The organism is Pseudomonas sp. WS 5503 (genome assembly GCF_012985385.1).
In the GTDB taxonomy this organism is placed as follows: Bacteria; Pseudomonadota; Gammaproteobacteria; order Pseudomonadales; family Pseudomonadaceae; genus Aquipseudomonas; species Aquipseudomonas paracarnis.
Window position 1 is genome coordinate 50,028 of record NZ_JAAQWI010000009.1, and the last position, 20,188, is coordinate 70,215.

Here is a 20,188-nt window from a genome sequence, read left to right on the forward strand (position 1 = left end):
CCGTGCCAGGAACGCCGGTTGGGAACCCAACCGTTTCAATGTCGCTGCTAGCTGTATCGGCAGCTGTTGCTTGTTAGTGAAGCCTAAGTTTGCGGATCTGCGCGGTTCCCTTAAGCTGACCGTCCGTTGCTCTACCTGGATCTGCCAAATGCCTCAACGTATCGCCCGTCTCGCCCTGTTGCTGGGCTTGATCACCGCCGTCGGCCCGTTTGCCATCGACATCTACCTGCCGGCGCTGCCGACCCTGGGCGCCAGCCTCCAGGCCTCGCCGGCGGCCGTGCAGATGAGTTTGACGGTGTTCTTCATGATTATCGGCGTGTGCCAGTTGTTCTACGGCACACTCAGCGATGTGTTCGGGCGTAAACCTCCGATTTATGCAGGTTTGGTGATCTTTGCCATTGGCAGCGTCGGCTGCGCACTGGCCCCGACCATCGAAGTGCTGATCGGCTTTCGAGCCATACAAGCGTTCGGTGCCTGTGCGGGCATGGTGATCCCACGGGCGATTGTCCGTGACCTGTACACCGGCCATGAAGCGGCGCGTCTGATGGCTTTGTTGATGCTGGTGATGAGTGTTTCGCCGATCCTCGCGCCACTGGCCGGTAGCCTGGTGATTTCGATCTGGAGCTGGCGCGAAGTGTTTGCCGTGTTGGCGGTGGTGGCCGTGCTGTGTCTGGTGATGACCGCAGTACAACTGCCAGAAACCCACCCGGCCGAGCGCCGCCTGGGCAAGACACTGGGCCAGGCGTTCGGCAGTTATGGCGCCCTCCTCCGCGACCCGGTCTTTACGGGCTTGTCGGTGGTGTGCGGGTTTGGTCTGGCCACCTTCTTCGTGTTCATCGGCAGCGCGCCCTTCGTGTACATCGAGTTTTTTGGCCTGACACCGACCCAGTTCAGCCTGTGCTTTGCGCTCAACGCGGCCTCGTTTTTCGCCATGAGCCAATTGACCGCCCGCCTCAGCGCCCGCTTTGGCCTGGCGCCGTTGATTCGCTGGTCGGTGGTGGGCGTGGCGGCGGTCATGAGCTTGCTGGCGGGCACCACACTGTGGGGTGACAGCCTGGGCTTGATGATGGGGCTGTTGTTTATCGGTTTCGGCTTTCTTGGCCTGCTATTGCCGGCGGCCGGGGTACTGTCGCTGGAGGATCATGGTGCGGTGGCAGGTTCTGCGTCTGCACTGCTGGGTGCGATCCAGATGGTCACGGCGGCTGTGGCGATGACCTTGGTGGGTGTGTTTGCCGACCATACACCGGCGCCGATGTTGATTGGCATTGCGCTGTGTGCGCTTGCCGCGATGCTCACCACGCTATGGACCATACGTCGCTTGCCGGCCCACCTGGCCTCATCCTGAGATCGCCATCGGACGTATCCCCCCCTGTAGGAGCGAGCTTGCTCGCGAAAGACTCACAGGCGCCGCGTTCATTCAGGAAGCACGCATTATCGTTGACGTTTTTCGCGAGCAAGCTCGCTCCTACAAGGGCGGGCGCGAACCTATAGATCAAACCTGTCCACCGCCCGCCGCCGCTCATTGTCGTCACGCACGTCATAGCTGGCAGTGGTCTGGATGTTGGTGTGATGCGCCAGTTTCTGCGCAATCGACAAATCATGCTCCTCGATCACCCGGGTGATAAACGAACGACGGAAATCATGGGGCATGATCTTGACCCCCACCTGATCACCGCGCTGGCGTGCGATGTAGTAAATCGCATGCTTGGTGATCCGCTCTCGGGTGATATGGCTGCCTCGCCGGATGCGGTTGAACAGGAAGCTGTCGTCCTGCTCGCCTTCCTTGAGGTGCTCGCGACGAAACGCCAGCCAGGCCTGCAGTTTGGCAAACGCCCAGTCCGGCGCGTACTTGACCAGCTCTTTGTTGCCCTTGCCGATCACGCGCAAGCTGCGCTCGTCAAAGTTGACCTGTGCCAGGTCCAGGTTCACCGACTCCGACTTGCGCATGCCCGAGCCATATAACAGGCCGATCACTGCGGCATCCCGCAGGCCCTGAGGCCGAGGGTCGGCCGCGCAGACGTCGAGCATCTCGCGGATCAAGGTGCGGCGCAGATTGCGGCCCTGGCTCAGGCGCGTACCGGGTGTGGCCTTGACCGAGCGCATCTTCAACAGGTGGTCCTGGCTGATCAAGCTCATGCGCCACGCTTCATTCATGACCCCGCGCACCGCATTCACATACAGCGACGAAGTGTTCGGCGCTAAGCCGTCCTCGCGCAAGGCAGCCACCAGTGCGATGACGTGTTCAGGCTGCAGCAGGTGCCAGTCAATCTCTTCGAGGTTGAGGTCTTCGAAACCCAAGCGGTCGGCGGCATCCTGCAGCACGTAGCGCATGGTCAGTTGGCTGGAAGGCGCCAGGCGTGTGAGATATAGGGTCAGTGGGTTGCAAATGGACTCGGTCAAGGTAGATCAGCCTTTGGATTAAATACACCGACCAACTATTTGATTAGTCGATGTATTTAGTGGATTGGCGAAGGCCGAGTCTAACCCAGGACCGGCCCTGGCACAAAATCACGGGGCCGATTCGTCGTCTTCGCTGGCTGCCTGGGGTTGGGCCTGGGATTGGCTCCAGTCGGCATCCTGTTGCTGCATCAGCGCGAACCAATGCTGGCGCATAAAGGCGAGGTAATTGTCCGGCGCCTTGGCAAAGTCCTTCTCGTCACCATAGCAACCTGGCAGTGGCAGTTCGGTGCCCTGCTCCTTGTATTGGCTGACCAGCGCTTGCTGCGCCGCGACGCTGCAGTCGGTGGGCAGGGGCATGCCGCGCAAGGCACCAGCGTCCTCGTCCCACCAGCTGGCGCCCACGCGGTCAAGGCCACGCAGACGATACTTCTCGGACTTGCCGGCATGCATGATCAGCTTGAATTCGTTGGGGCTGACATCACTGGTGCAGGCCCGCGAATAACCGACCGTGGCCTGGGTATTGCCGTCGCCCAGCAGGTCGGTGACCTTGGTGGCAGCCCGGTCAAAGCGCAGCCCGGCGTCGAATTCGCAGTGCTGCACATCGTCGTACAGCATCCACACGCGCTTGGGGCGCTCGCCACCCAGCACGTATTGCGCCGCGTAGACAAAGGCCGACTGGGTACCATCGTCATCGCGCTCACCGACTTGCTCGGCGAGTACCAGCAGGTTTTTGCCTTGGCGGTCATCCCAGGTATAAGCCGCGACCTGCTTGCCGCGCACTTCCACACCGTCCGGCACCTGGTCCAGCGGGGTCAGCGGAACGCCTTGATCAGCCCGCACGCTGGTGACACAGGCCACCGTCATCAACAATCCCATCAGCGCTGGCCGCAACTGGCCGCGTAAAAGCTGCACGCTATTCATCCGAGTACCCTGGCAAGAGAGGGCTTACTTTACCGGCACTTGAGCGCTAATGCAGAGAAGATTGTTGAAGGGCGAGCATTGGGCTGATCGCCTCGCTCAGATTGAACCAAGCGTCTTGTACGAAGCTCCGATGTCGCCCTGTGAGACCTATATGTAACGCCTTGATTACTTAGCTGAACCCTAGCTGTCTGCCTGTCAAATAAACGAGTTTTTCATCCGCCTTTCATATTCGTTGCACATTTTTGCGCTTAACCTTATGGGCAACACTTAAGAGCAATCCGTGGATTATCGACTAACCTATTGAAAACGCATCATCTTTAGCCCCGTTTTGTAACCTGCGGGCTGTAGTTTTGCCCAATGAACGCTGCCGTTTTCACGCTTGAAGTCGCTTTAGCCCGAGGTCATGAATCTTTGAAACCCTACCCTATTCATTGCGTGTCGATCGTTATCCCGGTCTACAACGAACAAGAAAGCCTGCCCGAGTTGCTGCGTCGCACCACGGCAGCCTGCAAGCAATTGGCTTACGAATACGAAATCATCCTGGTGGATGACGGTAGCCGCGACAACTCCGCTCAACTGCTCGAAGACGCTGCCGCCGAAGACGGTAGCAATGTGGTAGCGGTGATCCTTAACCGCAACTACGGCCAGCATGCGGCGATCATGGCCGGCTTCGAACAGTGCCGTGGCGAAGTGGTGATCACCCTCGACGCCGACCTGCAGAACCCGCCGGAAGAGATCCCGCGCCTGGTCGAGCAAGCTGCCCTGGGCTACGACGTGGTCGCCACCGTGCGTAATAACCGCCAGGACTCGGCCTTCCGCCGCTGGCCGTCGCGCTTGATCAACCTTGCCGTGCAGCGCTCTACCGGCGTGGCCATGACCGACTACGGCTGCATGTTGCGCGCCTACCGCCGCACCATTGTCGACGCCATGCTCGCCTGCCGTGAACGCAGCACGTTCATTCCTATCCTGGCCAACGGCTTCGCCCGCCACACCACGGAAATCCTGGTGCACCATGCCGAACGTGAGCACGGCGAATCCAAATACAGCGCCATGCGCCTGATCAGCCTGATGTTCGACCTGCTGACCTGCATGACCACCACGCCCTTGCGCCTGCTGTCCATCGTCGGTTTCAGCCTGGCGGCGCTGGGCGTGCTGTTTGCCTTTGCCCTGATCGTCATGCGCCTGGCCTTCGGCGCCGACTGGGCCGGTGATGGCCTGTTCGTGCTGTTTGCGGTGTTGTTTGTGTTCACCGGTGGCCAGTTCATCGGCATGGGCCTGCTGGGCGAATACCTGGGCCGCATGTACAGCGATGTTCGCGCCCGCCCACGCTTCTTTATTGAAAAAGTGCTGCGCAACCAACCGGCAGCACCGGCTCCAGTCGTCGTGGTCGACGGTCTGGTGTCTTCCCATACTTCTACTTCTTCTTCGGATCAGGTCCAGTCATGAGTTCAAAAGCTGTTGTATTCGCCTACCACGATATTGGCTGCGCAGGCATTGAAGCGCTGCTCAGCGCCGGTTACGACATTGCCGCCGTGTTCACCCATGCCGATGACCCCAAGGAAAACAACTTCTACGGTTCCGTCGCCCAACTTTGCGCCCGCAATGGCATCCCGGTACATGCACCGGAAGACGCCAACCACCCGCTGTGGATCGAACGCATCGCCAAGCTGAACCCGGAGTACATCTTCTCGTTCTACTACCGCAACCTGCTGAGCGAGCCGCTGTTGGCCACCGCCCGCAAAGGCGCGTTCAACCTGCACGGCTCGTTGCTGCCTAAATACCGTGGCCGCGCCCCGGCCAACTGGGTGCTGGTCAACGGCGAAACCGAAACCGGTGTGACCCTGCACCGCATGGTCAAGCGTGCCGATGCCGGCGCCATCCTGGCCCAGCAGAAAGTCACCATCGAGCGCAGCGATACCGGCGTGAGCCTGCACGCCAAGCTGCGTGATGCGGCCACGGCGCTGCTGCGTGATGCCCTGCCACAGCTGGCCCAGGGCAAGCTGAGCGAAACCGCCCAGGACGAGAGCAAAGCCACCTACTTCGGTCGTCGCACCGCCGCCGATGGCAAGCTGGACTGGAAAAAACCTGCCGAGCAACTGTTCAACCTGGTGCGTGCAGTGACCCAGCCGTACCCTGGCGCCTTCTGCGCCGTGGGCGAGCACAAGCTGATCGTGTGGCAAGCCGACGTGGTCAAAGGCAACGAAGGTCTGGCGCCTGGCCGTGTAATCAGCGTCAACCCGCTGCGCATTGCCTGCGGTGAAGATTCCCTGGTGGTCAAGTTCGGCCAGCGCAACGAAAACGGCCTGTACCTGGCAGGCCCGTCCCTGGCTGATGAACTGGGCCTGGTGGATGGCTCCGTACTGCGCGGCGCCGAGTCGGGTCGCAAGCCGCGCCGTACCCGTGTGCTGATCCTGGGCGTGAACGGTTTTATCGGTAACCACCTGTCCGAGCGCCTGCTGCGTGACGACCGCTACGAAGTCTATGGCCTGGACATCGGCTCCGACGCCATCGAGCGCCTGCGCAGCCACCCGAACTTCCATTACGTGGAAGGCGACATCAGCATCCACACCGAGTGGATCGAGTACCACATCAAGAAATGCGACGTGGTGCTGCCGCTGGTGGCCATCGCCACGCCGATCGAATACACCCGTAACCCGCTGCGCGTATTCGAACTGGACTTCGAAGAAAACCTCAAGCTGGTGCGCTACTGCGTCAAGTACAACAAGCGCGTGATTTTCCCGTCGACCTCCGAAGTCTATGGCATGTGCCAAGACCAGTATTTCGACGAAGACACCTCCAACCTGGTAGTGGGCCCGGTCAACAAGCAACGCTGGATCTACTCCGTCTCCAAGCAACTGCTGGACCGCGTGATCTGGGCTTACGGCGACAAGGGCTTGAAGTTCACCCTGTTCCGTCCATTCAACTGGATGGGCCCGCGCCTGGACCGTCTGGACTCGGCGCGTATCGGCAGCTCCCGCGCCATTACCCAGCTGATCCTGAACCTGGTGGAAGGCACGCCGATCCGTCTGTTCGACGGTGGTGAGCAGAAGCGTTGCTTCACCGACATTGCCGACGGTATCGAAGCCCTGGCACGCATCATTGATAACGACAATGGCGTCTGCGACGGCCAGATCATCAACATCGGCAACCCCGAAAACGAAGCCAGCATTCGCCAGTTGGGCGAAGAACTGCTGCGTCAGTTCGAGGCTCACCCACTGCGCCACAACTTCCCGCCGTTCGCCGGTTTCCGCGACGTCGAGAGCAAGGCGTTCTACGGCACAGGCTACCAGGACGTGGCGCACCGCAAGCCGAGCATCGAAAACGCCAAGCGCCTGCTGAACTGGGAGCCGAGCGTGCAGATGAGCGAAACCATCGGCAACACGCTCGATTTCTTCTTGCGTGAAGCCATGCTTGAAATTGCGGATAAAAAGTAATGCAGGCAGGTCTTCGCATCGACGTCGACACCTACCGCGGCACCCGTGAAGGTGTGCCACGGTTGCTCGACTCCCTGGCCGAAGCCGGGGTCAAAGCGACGTTCTTCTTCAGTGTCGGGCCGGACAACATGGGGCGTCACTTGTGGCGCCTGATCCGCCCGCAGTTCCTGTGGAAGATGCTGCGCTCCAACGCGGCCGGCCTGTATGGCTGGGACATCTTGTTGGCCGGCACTGCCTGGCCAGGCAAGCCGATTGGCCGAGACCTGGGGCATTTGATGCGCCAGGTCAAGGCGGCCGGGCATGAAGTCGGCCTGCACGCCTGGGACCACCATGGTTGGCAGGCCAACACCGGGCGTTGGAGCGAGGCACAACTGGTCGAGCAAATTCGACGCGGCGTAGACACCTTGAGCGACATCCTCGGCGAGCGCATCGACTGTTCAGCGGCCGCTGGCTGGCGTGCCGATGAGCGTGTGGTGCAAGCCAAGCAAGGCTTCAACTTTCGCTACAACAGCGATTGCCGGGGCTCCAGCCTGTTTCGACCAACCCTGGCCGATGGCAGCGCGGGCACCCCACAAATTCCGGTAGACCTGCCGACCTTCGACGAAGTCGTCGGGCCGGTGGTGGCTGCCAACGATTTCAACCGCTTCATTCTTGATCGCTTCAACGCGTCAAAGCTGAACGTCTACACGATCCACGCAGAAGTAGAAGGGATTCTGATGGCCAATGATTTTCGCCAGTTGCTCGCCCAGGCCGGGCAGCGCGGCATTGATTTCAAACCCTTGGGCGAGCTGTTGCCCACGGATGTGACCACCCTGCCCCAGCAACAGTTGGTGCGCGGCGCATTGAGCGGCCGCGAGGGTTGGCTGGGAGTGCAGCAGGCATGATCCGCCGCTGGGCTTTGCCCCTGCTCCTGCTGGCGTTTGCCGTGTTCTACCTGCTGCCATTGGCCACCCATGGCCTGTGGATTCCAGATGAAACCCGCTATGCGCAAATCAGCCAGGAAATGCTGCTGACCGGCAAGTGGGCCGCGCCGCACTTCATGGGCATTCGCTACTTCGAAAAGCCCGCCGCAGGCTATTGGATGATCGCGCTGGGCCAGGCGATCTTCGGGCAGAACCTGTTCGGCGTGCGGTTTGCCTCGGCATTGAGCACCGGTTTGAGCATTCTGCTGGTGTATCTGGTCTCTCGCCGGTTGTGGAACGACCCGCAAAAAAGCCTGGTCAGCACGCTGCTCTACATGAGCTTCGTCAGCGTGGCCGCGCTGGGCGGCTATGCCAACCTGGACCCGCAGTTCACCTTCTGGGTCAACCTGACAGGCGTGGCCTTGTGGTTCTGTTTCGACAGCACCACGCGGCGTGCGCGCTTGTGGTCCTGGGCCTTGCTGGGCCTGGCGTGCGGCATGGGCTTCATGACCAAGGGCTTCCTGGCCTGGTTGCTGCCGGTGCTGGTCGCCCTGCCCTACGCCGTCTGGCAAAAACGTTTTGGCGAGTTGTGCAAATTTGGCCCTGTTGCCGTGGTGGTGGCGATTGCTGTCAGCGTGCCGTGGGCGTTGGCCGTGCACTTGCAAGAGCCGGACTACTGGCATTTCTTTTTCTGGCACGAGCACATCCAACGCTTTGCCGGTGAAGACGCCCAGCACGCCGAACCTTTCTGGTATTACTTGCCGCTGCTGGTAGGGTTCGCGCTGCCGTGGGTTGCGCTATTGCCGTCCGCGTTCAAGCAGGCCTGGCTGCAACGGCGTGTGCCGAAAACCGCGTTCCTGCTACTGTGGCTGTTGATGCCCCTGGCCTTTTTCAGCCTGGCCAAAGGCAAGCTGCCCTCCTACATCATGCCGTGCATGCTCCCACTGGCCTTGCTGATGGGCTCGGCCCTGAGCGACAAACTGGCTCAAGGGCGCGGGCGTGTGTTGCGCATCAATGGTTGGTTGAACCTGGTGATCGGTGTGCTGGCATTGCTGGCCCTCAGCTGGTTCCAGTTGATGAAGCCGGTATACGAACCGGGTGAAGAAACCCTCAGCCTGGTGCTGGTGTTCATCTTTTTGTTCGGTTGGATCGTGGTCAATCTGCTGCAAGCGGCGCGCCCTTTGGCATTGTGGGCCGCGCCGCTGATCGGCAGTGGATTACTGGTGCTGCTGGTGCCTGCGGCGTTGCCCCATTCGGTGGTTTACAACAAGACCCCGGACCAGTTCATCATTGATCACATCGACGAATTGCAACCCAGCGTTGCCCTGCTGAGCAACGACCTGGGCGCCGCCTCGGCGCTGTCCTGGCGCCTCAAGCGTCCCGATATCACGCTGTACAACACCTCGGGTGAGGTCAAGTACGGCCTGGCTTACGAGGATACGGCCCCGCGTCTGGTCGACCGTAACCGCATCCAGGCGTGGATGGCCGAAACCCGGCGTACCGGCGCGGTGGGCGTGGTGATGCGCGTCAATAGCACCGGCGAAAAAGAAGAACTCGCACTGCTGCCCACTGACGGCAAGCGTTATGCGCAAGGCAAGATCGTGATCCTGATTTTCCCGCAGGTCGCGCCATGATCACCCTGCTGCTACTGCTCACGGCCTGCCTGCTGACCTGCATGGGCCAAGTCTCGCAAAAATTCGCCGTGGAAAGCTGGCGCGGCGTGCCAGACGGCTGGGCACTGAAACTGCGCTCACCGTGGTTGTGGTCGGCGCTGGTGTGCCTGGGCCTGGGCTTGCTGGTGTGGCTGCTGGTGTTGCAGCGCCTGGAAGTCGGCATTGCCTACCCCATGCTCAGCCTGAATTTTGTGCTGGTCACGCTGATGGCGCGCTTTGTGTTTCACGAACCCATTGATGGCCGTCACTGGCTGGGCGTGGGGCTGGTGATTGCCGGCGTGGTCTTGCTGGGGCGCCAGGTATGAGTCGCGTGCGGGGTTTCGCCCTGGCTTTGGGCAGTGTCGGCCTGGTGAGTGGTGCCCAACTGGGCATGCGCTGGAGCATGACGCGCCTGCCGCTTCCCACCCAATGGCTGGCTGCCTTCACGGATAACAGCATCGACCTGGGCGCCCTGGGCGTGGTGACCCTGGCGATCATCGCCTATGCGCTGTCGATGTTGTGCTGGCTCGGCGCACTGAAGCACTTACCCCTGGGCCGCGCCTATTCGCTGCTCAGTATCAGCTACGCGCTGGTGTATTTGCTGGCCGCCAGCCTGCCGGTGTTCAACGAAGATTTTTCGCTTTCAAAAACCCTGGGGGTGGCCTTGGTCATCCTCGGCGTACTGGTTATCAACTCTCGTCGTGCTAGCACCTCAAGTCCCAGGAATACCCCATGAAAATCAGTGTATTTGGTAGTGGTTACGTTGGTCTGGTCCAGGCCACTGTATTAGCCGAAGTCGGTCACGATGTCATTTGCATGGACGTTGACAAGCACAAGGTCGAATCGCTGCAGAAGGGGCATGTGACCATCTTCGAGCCGGGCCTGGCAGCCATGGTCAAGGACAACCTGGAAAGCGGGCGCCTGCGCTTTACCCACGACGAAAAACTCGCCGTCGAGCACGGTGAAGTGTTGTTTATTGCCGTGGGCACGCCGTCGGATGAAGACGGCTCTGCCGACCTGAAATACGTGCTGTCGGTGGGTGATGCGGTAGCCCGCCATCGCGTGGCGCCGGTGATCCTGGTGGAAAAATCCACTGTACCGGTCGGCACTGGCGACACATTGCGCGACCACATCCTCAATAACCTGCGCGCCGCCGGCCGTGAGCTGCAGTTCGATATCGTCTCCAACCCAGAATTCCTCAAGGAAGGCTCCGCCGTTGCCGACTGCCGCCGCCCGGACCGGATCATCATCGGCTGCGAGCGTGAAGAGGTGCGCGACGTGATGCGCGACCTGTACGCGCCCTTCAACCGCAACCACGATCGCATCATCTTCATGGACCTGCGCAGCGCCGAACTGACCAAGTACGCCGCCAACTGCATGCTGGCCACCAAGATCAGCTTCATCAACCAGATCGCCGAGTTGGCTGAACACCTGGGTGCCGACATCGAGTCGGTGCGCCTGGGCATCGGTGCCGACTCACGCATCGGCTACCACTTTATCTACCCTGGCTGCGGTTATGGCGGCTCGTGCTTCCCCAAAGACATGCGCGCCCTGATCCACAGCGCCAAGCAGGCCAACTGCTCCAGCGACCTGCTCGAAGCCGTGGAAGCCATCAACCAGCGCCAGAAGAGCAAGCTGTTCGAGCGCATCAACGCGTTCTTCCAGGGCAACCTCAAGGGCAAGACGTTTGCTTTGTGGGGCCTGGCCTTCAAGCCCAACACCGATGACATGCGTGACGCCCCCAGCCGCGTGCTGATGGAAGCCCTGTGGGCTGCCGGGGCCAATGTGCGCGCCTTCGACCCTGAAGCCATGCAGGAAACCCAACGCATCTACGGCGATGACCCGCGCCTGATGCTGATGGGCACCCCGGAATCCACCTTGGGCGGCGCCGATGCGTTGATCGTGTGCACTGAATGGCAGCAATTCAAGGCGCCGGACTTTGACCTGATTCACCAGCGCCTGAAAACCCCGGTGATCTTCGACGGCCGTAACCTGTACGACGGCGAGCGCCTGACGCGCAAAGGCTTCAAGTACTTCCCCATCGGCCGCGGCGACTCCTGCGAGTTACCGATCCCCCAGCAAAACTGGGTGGAACAGGTCAAGGACGCTTGCTAAGTGAACATCGCCTTACCGTCCGGGCAGCGTGCAACGATCCGCCGCCAGTCCCTGGGGCTTGGGCTCTTGGCGCTGCTGTTGTTTATCGTCGGCAACTGGCACCAGGCGATCATCGGCTTTGATTCGCGCTTTGTGCTGTTTGCCCAGGAAATGCTGCGCCATGGCCCGAGTTTCTTTCCCACCACCTATGGTCAGCCGTATGCCGATTACCTGGCGACCTCGACCCTGCTGACGTGGCTGCTGTCGTTGCCCCTGGGCCAGGTCACCAGCCTGACGGCGTGGCTGCCCACGGCGGTCGCTTCGGCGCTGATCGTGGTGCTGGTCTATCGCCTCACGGCACCCTACTCGCCACGTTGGGGCCTGCTGAGTATTGCGATGCTGCTGCTCAGCAGTACGTTCATCAGCGAAACCCGTGCAGTCTCCCTCGACCAGATGCTCGCCGCCGTGGCGTTGGCGGTGTTCTACCTAGGCTATGCCCATGATCATTTCGCTGCCGCCAAGCGCCTGCATTGGGTGTTTTTGCTGTTGCTGCTGGGGTTTGCCATCCGTGGCCCGATCGGCCTGGTGATCCCTACGGGCGTGTTGTGCAGCTACTACCTGATCAACCGCCAGTGGCGCCAGCTGTTCAGCTTCGGCCTGCTGGCACTGGCGCTGCTGGCGGCGTGCGTCGGTCTGTTGCTGCTGCTGGCCAAGCTCAGCGGCGGCGAAGACTTCATGCATGACGTGATTCGCATGCAGTTCCTGGGGCGAATGGATGGCAGCGAAGGCTCCGGCGGCGTCCTGTATTACTTCACCAGTTCCCTGGGCAACTACGCCCTGGCCTATCCACTGGCATTGTTAGTGCTGCTGGCGGTGCTGATGGACGGTCGACGCGCACCGGCCCCGGCCTTGAAGCTGGTGCTCTACTGCGCGGCAGCGGCTGTGCTGGTGATGCTGGGCCTGTCGGTACCTCAAGCCAAGAAAGCGCGCTACATCCTGCCGATGCTGCCGATGGCCGCGATCATTGCCGCGTACCCCTTCGCGGTCACGCAAGGGCGACAGTTTGCGTGGCTACGCGCCTTGATGCTGGGCATCTGGACGCTGTTGCCAACGCTGTTGGCCATTGGCTTGATGGTGGCGCGGCGGCGCTACCCGGAACCGCTGGCCGACCTTGAGCTGATCTTCCTCGTGCTCGGCACGCTACAGGTGCTGGCCCTGCTGGCATTGCTCCGCTCGCGGCTGCGCACCTACGGCCCCGCCTTGGCCGCCGTGCTCGCCCTCTGGACCACCTACATCATGGTGGTTGAACCCCTGGAACGTCAGGTGTACGACACCCGCACCTTCAGCCTTGCCGTCAAGGCGCACGTTCAGCAGCAACCGGCGCCGCTGGTGTTGCATGCACTGGGCAAAGACGCGAAAGCTATCAAGTTCATGGTCAACTTCGATTGCGACAAGGTGCCGCTGTTTACCCAACTGCCTGCCGAATTGAAACCGGTCCAGGCGCCGGCATGGTTGGTCATGAGCCAGGCTGACTTCCAGGCACTGGACGATCCGCGCCTGCGCTCAATCACGCCGACGCTCACCGCAGCGTTCGACAAAAATCCGTATGTGTTGCTGCACTTGGCAAAAGCCACGACGCCTTGAGTGCTATGCCCGCTGCACTGTAAGAAAGAACGCCCACTCCTCCACGAGTGGGCGACTTTCATCATAGGTACCAAGAAAACACCTACATTTGTTTGCGTAATGGCTGGTGCACTTTCCCTTCCGGTGCTCGGAGCCCAACTGTAGACTCGCTGCCACGTGCACTTACTATCTACCACCCGACCGCCAGGACTGCCCTGAAACGCTTGGGCCAGGGCACTTCATGACAACAAGGACGTTGTAGGCTGCCCGCGCGCGATGGCTTACTTCATTGAGAGGACAATGCCGTGCGAGAAAACCTGTTAACCCTCCCTTTACCCAGGCTGGATCGTTTGATGGCGTTGCGTGACGCACTGGTGGCGTTGAAAGGGCCGCTGGCCGACGATCCAAGGCTGCGCGAAGACCTGCAAGCGCGTCTGTTCAATGAAGAAACCCATAGTCGCGTGCTGGGCAAGATCAATCCGGCTACACCCGCAGACTCCGGGCCGATTACCTACGGCGAGGCCTTTTAGCTGCATTTATTTTGCATTTAACCCTCATTAATATGCATTGGCGCCGCGTTATCAAGCACTGCACACTGCACAGGTTCCTTCCCCCAAATGTTGGAACCTTCAAAGGGCTGTTCCGGGAAACCAGGCAGGCCTTTTTTTTCGCCCGCTGTTTATGGACCGTCTCTCAATGCTCGCTCGCTGGTTACCCGCTGCAATCAACACCCGTCCCGCCGAATGGAGCCGTGCAGCCATCGGCATGGCCCTGGGCACGATGTTCAGTGTCTGGGCCTGTGCCCAGGTGTTCGGCATGGAGGTGGCCCTGCACCTGCTCGGCCCGCTTGGCGCATCGGCCGTACTGCTGTTTGCCGTGTCGTCGGGGGCGCTGGCCCAACCCTGGTCAATCATGGGCAGTTACCTGTGTGCAGGCATCGTCGCGTTGTTGGTCGCCCGCGTCTTGGGGCGCACCTTGGGCAGCGCCTGCCTGGCGGCGGGCATGACCGTGATTCTCATCTGCTGGCTGCGCTGCCTGCACCCACCGGCCGGCGGCCTGGCCATGACCCTGGTGCTGGCCGATCCGGCATCGGTCAACCTCGGCTGGTACGAGCTTGCGCCGGTGATGCTCGGCGCCGGCGCCCTGCTCGCCTGCGCGCTGGCCTATAACAATGCCACGCGCACGCGTTATCCCAAGGGCCTTGCCGAGCCAGCCCCGGTTATCCTGGGCACTGCCAATGCCGTGAGCGAGCCGAGCATCACGGCAGCCGACCTCAAGCTCGCGTTGGCCGAGATGGAGCAGTTCTACGATGTCGAACCGACAGAGTTGGAGCAACTGATCCACGCCGCCGAGGGCCATGCCCGACGTCGCAGTATCGGTGAGGTACTGGCCAGCCGGGTGGTTTGACCGGCACTGCATAAATGCAACAACGACCTGCAGGATTCCGGGTTGTACTGGGCAAATTTGCACTGGTACGATCACGAGAGAGTTCACCCGCGAACATCTTGATAAAGACAATAAAAGCAGGGAGTTAGAGATGACTGCTCAGGTTTCATCCCAAGCAAGCCGCGCCGAGGTCCAGCAGGACGCTGTCCTGGCAAGCGTGCGCAACCATATCGGCCACCTCACCCTCAATCGTCCCGCTGGCTTGAACGCCATCACCCTGGACATGGTCCGCCAGTTAACCGCGCATTTGCAGGCCTGGGCCGACGACACCGAGGTCTACGCCGTGGTACTGCGCGGCGCCGGTGAGAAAGCCTTTTGCGCCGGCGGCGACATCCGCTCGCTGTACGACAGCTTCAAGCAAGGCGACACCCTGCACCAGGACTTCTTCGTCGAGGAATATGCCCTCGACCTGGCCATTCACCACTACCGCAAACCCGTACTGGCGTTGATGGACGGCTTCGTCCTCGGCGGTGGCATGGGCCTGGTGCAAGGTGCGGACCTGCGGGTAGTCACCGAACGCAGCCGCCTGGCGATGCCGGAAGTGGCCATCGGCTACTTCCCGGATGTCGGCGGCAGCTATTTCCTTTCACGCATTCCGGGTGAGCTGGGTACTTACCTTGGGGTGACTGGCGTGCAGATCCGTGCGGCCGATGCCTTGTACTGCGGGTTGGCAGACTGGTACATCGACAGCGCCAAGTGGGTTGAGCTGGATCAGAAACTCGACGGCCTGCAATGGCATGACTCGCCGCTCAAGGACCTGCAAGGCGCACTCGCCAAGCTCGCCGTGCAGCAATTGCCCGACGCCCCCTTGGCGGCCTTGCGCCCGGCCATTGACCACTTTTTCGGGTTGCCAGACGTGCCCAGCATCGTCGAGCAGCTGCAACAAGTCACCGTGGCCGATAGCCACGACTGGGCGCTGACCACCGCCAACCTCATGCAGACCCGCTCGCCCCTGGCCATGGCCGTGACCCTGGAGATGCTGCGCCGTGGCCGCCACTTGCCACTGGAACAGTGCTTTGCCCTCGAACTGCATCTGGATCGCCAATGGTTCGAGCGCGGCGACCTGATCGAAGGGGTTCGCGCACTGATCATCGACAAGGACAAGACTCCGAAGTGGAACCCGCCCACCCTCCATGCGCTGGATACCAGCCATGTGGACAGCTTCTTCCGCGACTTCGTGCAGATTGGGAAATAAGCCATGCAAGATCTTGAATACACTGAAGAACAAGTGATGATCCGCGACATGGCGCGGGATTTTGCCCGAGGCGAAATCGCCCCCCATGCCCAAGCCTGGGAAAAAGCCGGCTGGATCGACGACGCCCTGGTGGCGAAGATGGGCGAGCTGGGCCTGCTAGGCATGGTCGTCCCGGAAGAATGGGGTGGCACCTATGTCGATTACGTCGCCTATGCCCTGGCCGTGGAGGAAATATCCGCCGGTGACGCTGCGACGGGCGCGTTGATGAGCATCCATAATTCAGTGGGTTGCGGGCCGATCCTCAACTACGGCACAACCGAACAGAAACACACCTGGCTGGCCGAACTCGCCAGTGGCCAGGCCATCGGTTGCTTCTGCCTGACCGAACCCCAGGCCGGTTCCGAAGCCCATAACCTGCGCACCCGTGCCGAGCTGCGTGATGGCCAATGGGTCATCAATGGCGCCAAGCAGTTTGTCAGCAACGGCAAGCGGGCCAAGTTGGCCATCGTGTTCGCCGTGACCGATCCGGACCTGGGCAAGAAAGGTATTTCGGCGTTCCTGGTGCCCACCGATACCCCAGGTTTCGTGGTCGACCGCACCGAGCACAAGATGGGCATTCGTGCGTCAGACACCTGCGCCGTCACCCTCAACCAATGCAAGGTTCCCGAAGCCAATCTGTTGGGTGAGCGCGGCAAGGGGCTGGCCATCGCCCTCTCCAACCTGGAAGGCGGCCGCATTGGTATCGCCGCCCAGGCCCTGGGCATCGCCCGCGCCGCGTTTGAAGCCGCGCTGGCCTACGCCCGTGATCGGGTGCAGTTCGACAAGGCAATCATCGAACACCAGAGCGTGGCCAACCTGCTGGCCGACATGCAAACCCAGCTCAACGCTGCGCGCCTGCTGATCCTCCACGCCGCACGCCTGCGCACTGCAGGCAAACCATGCTTGTCCGAAGCCTCCCAGGCCAAGCTGTTCGCCTCGGAAATGGCCGAGCGGGTCTGCTCCAAGGCAATGCAGATTCATGGAGGGTATGGGTATCTGGAGGATTACCCGGTGGAGCGCTACTACCGGGATGCACGGATCACGCAGATTTACGAAGGCACCAGCGAGATTCAGCGGATGGTGATTGCCAGGGAGTTGAAAAACTACCAGCTCTAACGGACATGACACCATCGGCTTCTGTAGGAGCGAGCTTGCTCGCGAAAAACGTCAACGATAACACGTGCTTGCTGACTGACCGCGGCGTCTGTGAGCTTCTCGCGAGCAAGCTCGCTCCTACAAAAATGCCTTGACCGTCTGGCATTATGGCTTGCCTGCGATGCAGACACCTCGGTCCATCAGCTAACCGAGGCGATGCCATCGCAGGCAAGCCAGCTCCCACCTTTGCTATGCGGGGTTTGGCAGGGTTATTTATCCTTGAATTCCGGCGCCCGCTTGGCCACGAATGCGGCCATGCCTTCCTTCTGATCCTGGGTCGCGAACGCCGCATGAAACACCCGGCGCTCAAAGCGCACGCCTTCGGACAGGCTGACTTCAAACGCACGATTCACGCTTTCCTTGACCATCATGCTGATCGGTACGGATTTACCAGCGATCAGGGTGGCCACTTTCAGCGCTTCTTCCAGCAACTCATCGGCGGGCACAATACGCGCGACAATCCCGCAGCGCTCGGCCTCTACCGCGTCAATAAAACGCCCGGTCAGGCACATTTCCATGGCCTTGGCCTTGCCCACTGCACGGGTCAGGCGCTGGGTGCCGCCCATGCCCGGCAGCACGCCCAGATTGATTTCCGGCTGACCGAATTTGGCGGTGTCGCCGGCAAGGATAAAGTCACACATCAGGGCCAGTTCGCAGCCACCGCCCAGGGCGAAGCCATTCACGGCGGCGATGATCGGCTTACGGCGATTGGCCACGCGATCGCTGTCGCTGAACAAGTCGTCCATATAGATCTGCGGGTAGGTCAGCTCGGCCATTTCCTTGATGTCGGCACCGGCCGCGAAGGCTTTTTTCGAGCCAGTCAGCACGATGCAGCCAATTTCAGGGTTGGCTTCCAGGCTGTCCAGCGCCTGGTTCAGCTCACTGACCAGTTGTGCATTCAAGGCGTTCAGTGCGCTGGGACGGTTGAGCGTGATCAGCCCGACACGGCCCTGGACGTCAAGCAGGATGGTTTCGTAACTCATGTATCGGCTCCTTAAAGATTGCGTGAGATGACCATGCGTTGAATATCGCTGGTGCCTTCGTAAATCTGGCAGACCCGCACGTCGCGGTAGATCCGCTCAAGGGGGAAGTCGTTCAGGTAACCGTAACCGCCCAAGGTTTGCAAGGCGGCCGAGCAGACTTTCTCGGCCATTTCGGACGCAAACAGCTTGGCCATGGACGCTTCCACCAGCGCCGGCTTGCCACTGTCACGCAGGGCGGCGGCGTAATGCACCATCTGCCGGGCGACGGCGATCTGGGTGGCCATGTCGGCCAGGCGAAAGGCCACGGCCTGGTGTTCGATCAACGGCTTGCCAAAGCTTTCACGCTCACGGGCATAGTCGCGGGCCGCTTCGAAGGCGGCGCGGGCCATGCCCACCGACTGGGAGGCGATGCCCACGCGGCCACCTTCCAGGTTGGCCAAGGCGATTTTGTAGCCCTCGCCCTCCTCGCCCAGACGGTTGGCCACCGGTACTTTCACGTCTTCAAACAGGATCTGACAAGTGTCCGAGGCATGCTGCCCCAGCTTGTCTTCCACCCGTGCCACGGTATAACCGGGCGAATCGGTGGGCACGATAAACGCGCTGATTCCACGCTTGCCTGCGGCGGGGTCAGTGACCGCAAACACAATCACGATCCCGGCGTTTTGCCCGGAGGTGATGAACTGTTTGCAGCCGTTGAGTACATAGTGGTCGCCTTCAAGGCGCGCACGGGTTTTCAGGCTGCTGGCGTCAGAGCCGGCCTGGGGTTCGGTCAGCGCGAAGGCACCGAGCATGGCGCCGCTGGCCAGGGGCGTGAGGAACTGCTCTTTCTGCTGGTCATTGCCAAACTTGAGGATCGGTACGCAACCCACCGAGTTGTGCACGCTCATGATCGTGGAGCAGGCACCGTCGCCCGCGGCGATTTCTTCCAGGGCCATGGCGTAGGCAAGGTAGCCGGTGTCGCAACCGCCCCACTGTTCCGGGACCAGCATGCCGAAAAATCCCAGTTCGGCCATTTCCCCAATGGCCTCCTTGGGAAAACGATGCTCGCGGTCCCACTCGGCGGCGAAGGGTTTCAAACGCTCCTGGGCAAATTGCCGGGCGGCGTCGCTGATTTGCAGTTGTTCGTCATTGGGCAACATAGGTCATCCTCAATACAGGCATTCAACGGCCATGGCCGTGGCTTCACCGCCGCCAATGCAGATAGCGGCGACGCCACGCTTGAGGCCCTTCTGGCGCAGGGCCGCGAGCAACGTCACCAGGATGCGTGCGCCGGAGGCACCAATGGGGTGGCCCAATGCACAGGCACCACCATGCACGTTGACCTTGTCGTGGGGAATCTCCAGCTTGCTCATGGTCACCAGGCTGACCACGGCGAAGGCCTCGTTGATTTCGAACAGGTCCACCTCGTCGAGGCTCCAGCCGGTCTTGCTCATCAGTTTGCGAATCGCCCCCACCGGCGCCACCGGAAACAGCCCAGGCTCATCGGCAAACGCGGCGTGCCCGTGGATCACTGCCAACGGCTTGAGGCCGCGCTTGAGTGCCTCGGACTCACGCATCAGCAACAACGCCGCGGCGCCATCGGAGATCGAGCTGGAGTTGGCTGCCGTCACTGTACCGCCGTCACGGAACGCCGGTTTAAGGCTGGCAATCTTGTCCAGCCTGGCTTTCGGCGGTTGCTCATCGTGCAGAATGGTTTTTTGTTCTTTACCCACGGTGACCTGCACCGGGACGATTTCACTGGCAAAGCTGCCGTGGGTGATGGCCTCTTGTGCGCGGGTCAGGGAAGCGATGGCAAACGCGTCCTGGGCTTCCCGGGTAAAACCATTGTGCTCGGCGCAGTCCTCGGCAAAGGTGCCCATCAGGCGCCCCTTGTCGTAAGCATCTTCGAGGCCGTCGAGGAACATATGGTCCAGCACCTTGCCGTGGCCCATGCGGTAGCCGCTGCGCGCACGATCCAGCAGGTACGGGGCGTTGGACATGCTTTCCATGCCGCCTGCGATCACCACATCCACGCTGCCAGCGCGCAGCGAGTCGTGGGCCAGAATCGTCGCTTCCATGCCGGAACCGCACATTTTGTTGAGGGTGGTGCAGCGCGTGCCCTTGTCCAACCCGGCGCCCAGGGCAGCCTGGCGGGCAGGCGCCTGTCCAAGCCCGGCGGGCAGCACACAGCCAAACAGCACTTCGTCGACGGCATCGGTGGCGATACCGGCACGCTCGACCGCCGCACGAATGGCGGCTGCGCCCAGCTGCGGTGCGGTCAGGCTTTTGAGGTCGCCCTGGAAACCGCCCATGGGCGTGCGCACGGCGCTGACAATAACAATAGGGTCGTTCATGGCAATTGCTC

18 protein-coding genes are annotated in these 20,188 nt (G+C 61.2%); 13 read left to right on the plus strand and 5 right to left on the minus strand.

The genetic code is table 11. The features are described from left to right. Positions 1-148 precede the first annotated feature (148 nt). Entirely contained in the window at positions 149-1,345 is a 1,197-nt protein-coding gene (locus tag HBO10_RS21930) for a multidrug effflux MFS transporter (protein WP_034127440.1), read from the plus strand. A 140-nt stretch (positions 1,346-1,485) separates the two neighbouring features. On the opposite strand, the gene HBO10_RS21935 is transcribed toward HBO10_RS21930, so the two are convergent. Then, positions 1,486-2,400 carry a tyrosine-type recombinase/integrase gene (locus HBO10_RS21935; RefSeq protein ID WP_034127441.1) on the minus strand — a complete coding sequence of 305 codons (915 nt, stop codon included), beginning with the start codon at positions 2,398-2,400 and terminating at the stop codon, positions 1,486-1,488. A 108-nt stretch (positions 2,401-2,508) separates the two neighbouring features. Beyond that, a complete protein-coding gene (locus tag HBO10_RS21940; RefSeq protein WP_034127442.1) occupies positions 2,509-3,321 on the minus strand; it encodes a hypothetical protein in 813 nt (270 codons plus the stop codon). 411 nt (positions 3,322-3,732) lie between these two features. On the opposite strand from HBO10_RS21940, the gene arnC reads away from it, so the two are divergent. The 12 genes from arnC to HBO10_RS22000 all read left to right on the plus strand — a co-directional run bounded on the left by arnC (position 3,733) and on the right by HBO10_RS22000 (position 16,822). Then, entirely contained in the window at positions 3,733-4,767 is a 1,035-nt protein-coding gene (gene arnC, locus HBO10_RS21945; protein WP_003191219.1) for an undecaprenyl-phosphate 4-deoxy-4-formamido-L-arabinose transferase, read from the plus strand. Next, positions 4,764-6,755 carry a bifunctional UDP-4-amino-4-deoxy-L-arabinose formyltransferase/UDP-glucuronic acid oxidase ArnA gene (gene arnA / locus HBO10_RS21950; RefSeq protein WP_034127443.1) on the plus strand — a complete coding sequence of 664 codons (1,992 nt, stop codon included), beginning with the start codon at positions 4,764-4,766 and terminating at the stop codon, positions 6,753-6,755. Before arnC ends, arnA begins: the two co-directional genes overlap by 4 nt. Next, positions 6,755-7,639: a 4-deoxy-4-formamido-L-arabinose-phosphoundecaprenol deformylase gene (arnD, locus tag HBO10_RS21955; RefSeq protein WP_034127444.1), complete on the plus strand. Its 885-nt coding sequence runs from the start codon at positions 6,755-6,757 to the stop codon at positions 7,637-7,639. The genes arnA and arnD overlap by 1 nt, the downstream gene beginning before the upstream one ends. Continuing rightward, on the plus strand, positions 7,636-9,291 hold the full coding sequence (arnT, locus tag HBO10_RS21960; protein WP_034127445.1) for a lipid IV(A) 4-amino-4-deoxy-L-arabinosyltransferase: 1,656 nt from the start codon (positions 7,636-7,638) through the stop codon (positions 9,289-9,291). Before arnD ends, arnT begins: the two co-directional genes overlap by 4 nt. Then, complete coding sequence (arnE, locus tag HBO10_RS21965; RefSeq protein WP_032897302.1) at positions 9,288-9,635, plus strand: 4-amino-4-deoxy-L-arabinose-phosphoundecaprenol flippase subunit ArnE; 348 nt, start codon at positions 9,288-9,290, stop codon at positions 9,633-9,635. Before arnT ends, arnE begins: the two co-directional genes overlap by 4 nt. Then, positions 9,632-10,045, plus strand: a complete 414-nt coding sequence (arnF, locus tag HBO10_RS21970) for a 4-amino-4-deoxy-L-arabinose-phosphoundecaprenol flippase subunit ArnF (RefSeq protein WP_034127446.1) — start codon at positions 9,632-9,634, stop codon at positions 10,043-10,045. The genes arnE and arnF overlap by 4 nt, the downstream gene beginning before the upstream one ends. Next, positions 10,042-11,424 (plus strand): UDP-glucose/GDP-mannose dehydrogenase family protein, encoded by a 1,383-nt coding sequence (locus HBO10_RS21975; protein ID WP_034127447.1) that lies wholly within the window; start codon positions 10,042-10,044, stop codon positions 11,422-11,424. Before arnF ends, HBO10_RS21975 begins: the two co-directional genes overlap by 4 nt. Then, entirely contained in the window at positions 11,425-13,047 is a 1,623-nt protein-coding gene (locus HBO10_RS21980; RefSeq protein ID WP_034127448.1) for a glycosyltransferase family 39 protein, read from the plus strand. A gap of 320 nt (positions 13,048-13,367) precedes the next feature. After that, positions 13,368-13,556, plus strand: coding sequence for a type VI secretion system contractile sheath small subunit (locus HBO10_RS21985; RefSeq protein WP_254989728.1), 189 nt, complete (start codon positions 13,368-13,370; stop codon positions 13,554-13,556). 166 nt (positions 13,557-13,722) lie between these two features. After that, positions 13,723-14,433, plus strand: a complete 711-nt coding sequence (locus HBO10_RS21990; protein WP_034127449.1) for an HPP family protein — start codon at positions 13,723-13,725, stop codon at positions 14,431-14,433. Between the two features lie 130 nt (positions 14,434-14,563). After that, the gene (locus tag HBO10_RS21995; RefSeq protein WP_034127450.1) at positions 14,564-15,667 is read left to right on the plus strand and encodes an enoyl-CoA hydratase/isomerase family protein; all 1,104 of its coding nucleotides are present in this window, start codon (positions 14,564-14,566) and stop codon (positions 15,665-15,667) included. A 3-nt stretch (positions 15,668-15,670) separates the two neighbouring features. Beyond that, complete coding sequence (locus HBO10_RS22000; protein WP_034127451.1) at positions 15,671-16,822, plus strand: acyl-CoA dehydrogenase family protein; 1,152 nt, start codon at positions 15,671-15,673, stop codon at positions 16,820-16,822. A 248-nt stretch (positions 16,823-17,070) separates the two neighbouring features. Here HBO10_RS22000 and HBO10_RS22005 read toward each other — a convergent pair whose 3' ends face one another. The 3 genes from HBO10_RS22005 to HBO10_RS22015 are packed head-to-tail and all read right to left on the minus strand — an operon-like array spanning position 17,071 to position 20,183. Continuing rightward, positions 17,071-17,844, minus strand: coding sequence for an enoyl-CoA hydratase (locus HBO10_RS22005; RefSeq protein WP_034127452.1), 774 nt, complete (start codon positions 17,842-17,844; stop codon positions 17,071-17,073). A gap of 11 nt (positions 17,845-17,855) precedes the next feature. Continuing rightward, positions 17,856-18,983: an acyl-CoA dehydrogenase gene (locus HBO10_RS22010; protein ID WP_034127453.1), complete on the minus strand. Its 1,128-nt coding sequence runs from the start codon at positions 18,981-18,983 to the stop codon at positions 17,856-17,858. 9 nt (positions 18,984-18,992) lie between these two features. Continuing rightward, a complete protein-coding gene (locus HBO10_RS22015; protein WP_168220193.1) occupies positions 18,993-20,183 on the minus strand; it encodes an acetyl-CoA C-acyltransferase in 1,191 nt (396 codons plus the stop codon). Positions 20,184-20,188: the final 5 nt, after the last annotated feature.

Coding starts and splice junctions, on each gene's coding strand:
- HBO10_RS21930 (WP_034127440.1), top strand. CDS start 149: ATGCCTCAACGTATCGCCCGTCTCGCCCTGTTGCTGGGCTTGATCACC.
- HBO10_RS21940 (WP_034127442.1), bottom strand. CDS start 3,321: ATGAATAGCGTGCAGCTTTTACGCGGCCAGTTGCGGCCAGCGCTGATG.
- arnA (WP_034127443.1), top strand. CDS start 4,764: ATGAGTTCAAAAGCTGTTGTATTCGCCTACCACGATATTGGCTGCGCA.
- arnD (WP_034127444.1), top strand. CDS start 6,755: ATGCAGGCAGGTCTTCGCATCGACGTCGACACCTACCGCGGCACCCGT.
- arnT (WP_034127445.1), top strand. CDS start 7,636: ATGATCCGCCGCTGGGCTTTGCCCCTGCTCCTGCTGGCGTTTGCCGTG.
- arnE (WP_032897302.1), top strand. CDS start 9,288: ATGATCACCCTGCTGCTACTGCTCACGGCCTGCCTGCTGACCTGCATG.
- arnF (WP_034127446.1), top strand. CDS start 9,632: ATGAGTCGCGTGCGGGGTTTCGCCCTGGCTTTGGGCAGTGTCGGCCTG.
- HBO10_RS21975 (WP_034127447.1), top strand. CDS start 10,042: ATGAAAATCAGTGTATTTGGTAGTGGTTACGTTGGTCTGGTCCAGGCC.
- HBO10_RS21990 (WP_034127449.1), top strand. CDS start 13,723: ATGCTCGCTCGCTGGTTACCCGCTGCAATCAACACCCGTCCCGCCGAA.
- HBO10_RS21995 (WP_034127450.1), top strand. CDS start 14,564: ATGACTGCTCAGGTTTCATCCCAAGCAAGCCGCGCCGAGGTCCAGCAG.
- HBO10_RS22000 (WP_034127451.1), top strand. CDS start 15,671: ATGCAAGATCTTGAATACACTGAAGAACAAGTGATGATCCGCGACATG.
- HBO10_RS22005 (WP_034127452.1), bottom strand. CDS start 17,844: ATGAGTTACGAAACCATCCTGCTTGACGTCCAGGGCCGTGTCGGGCTG.
- HBO10_RS22010 (WP_034127453.1), bottom strand. CDS start 18,983: ATGTTGCCCAATGACGAACAACTGCAAATCAGCGACGCCGCCCGGCAA.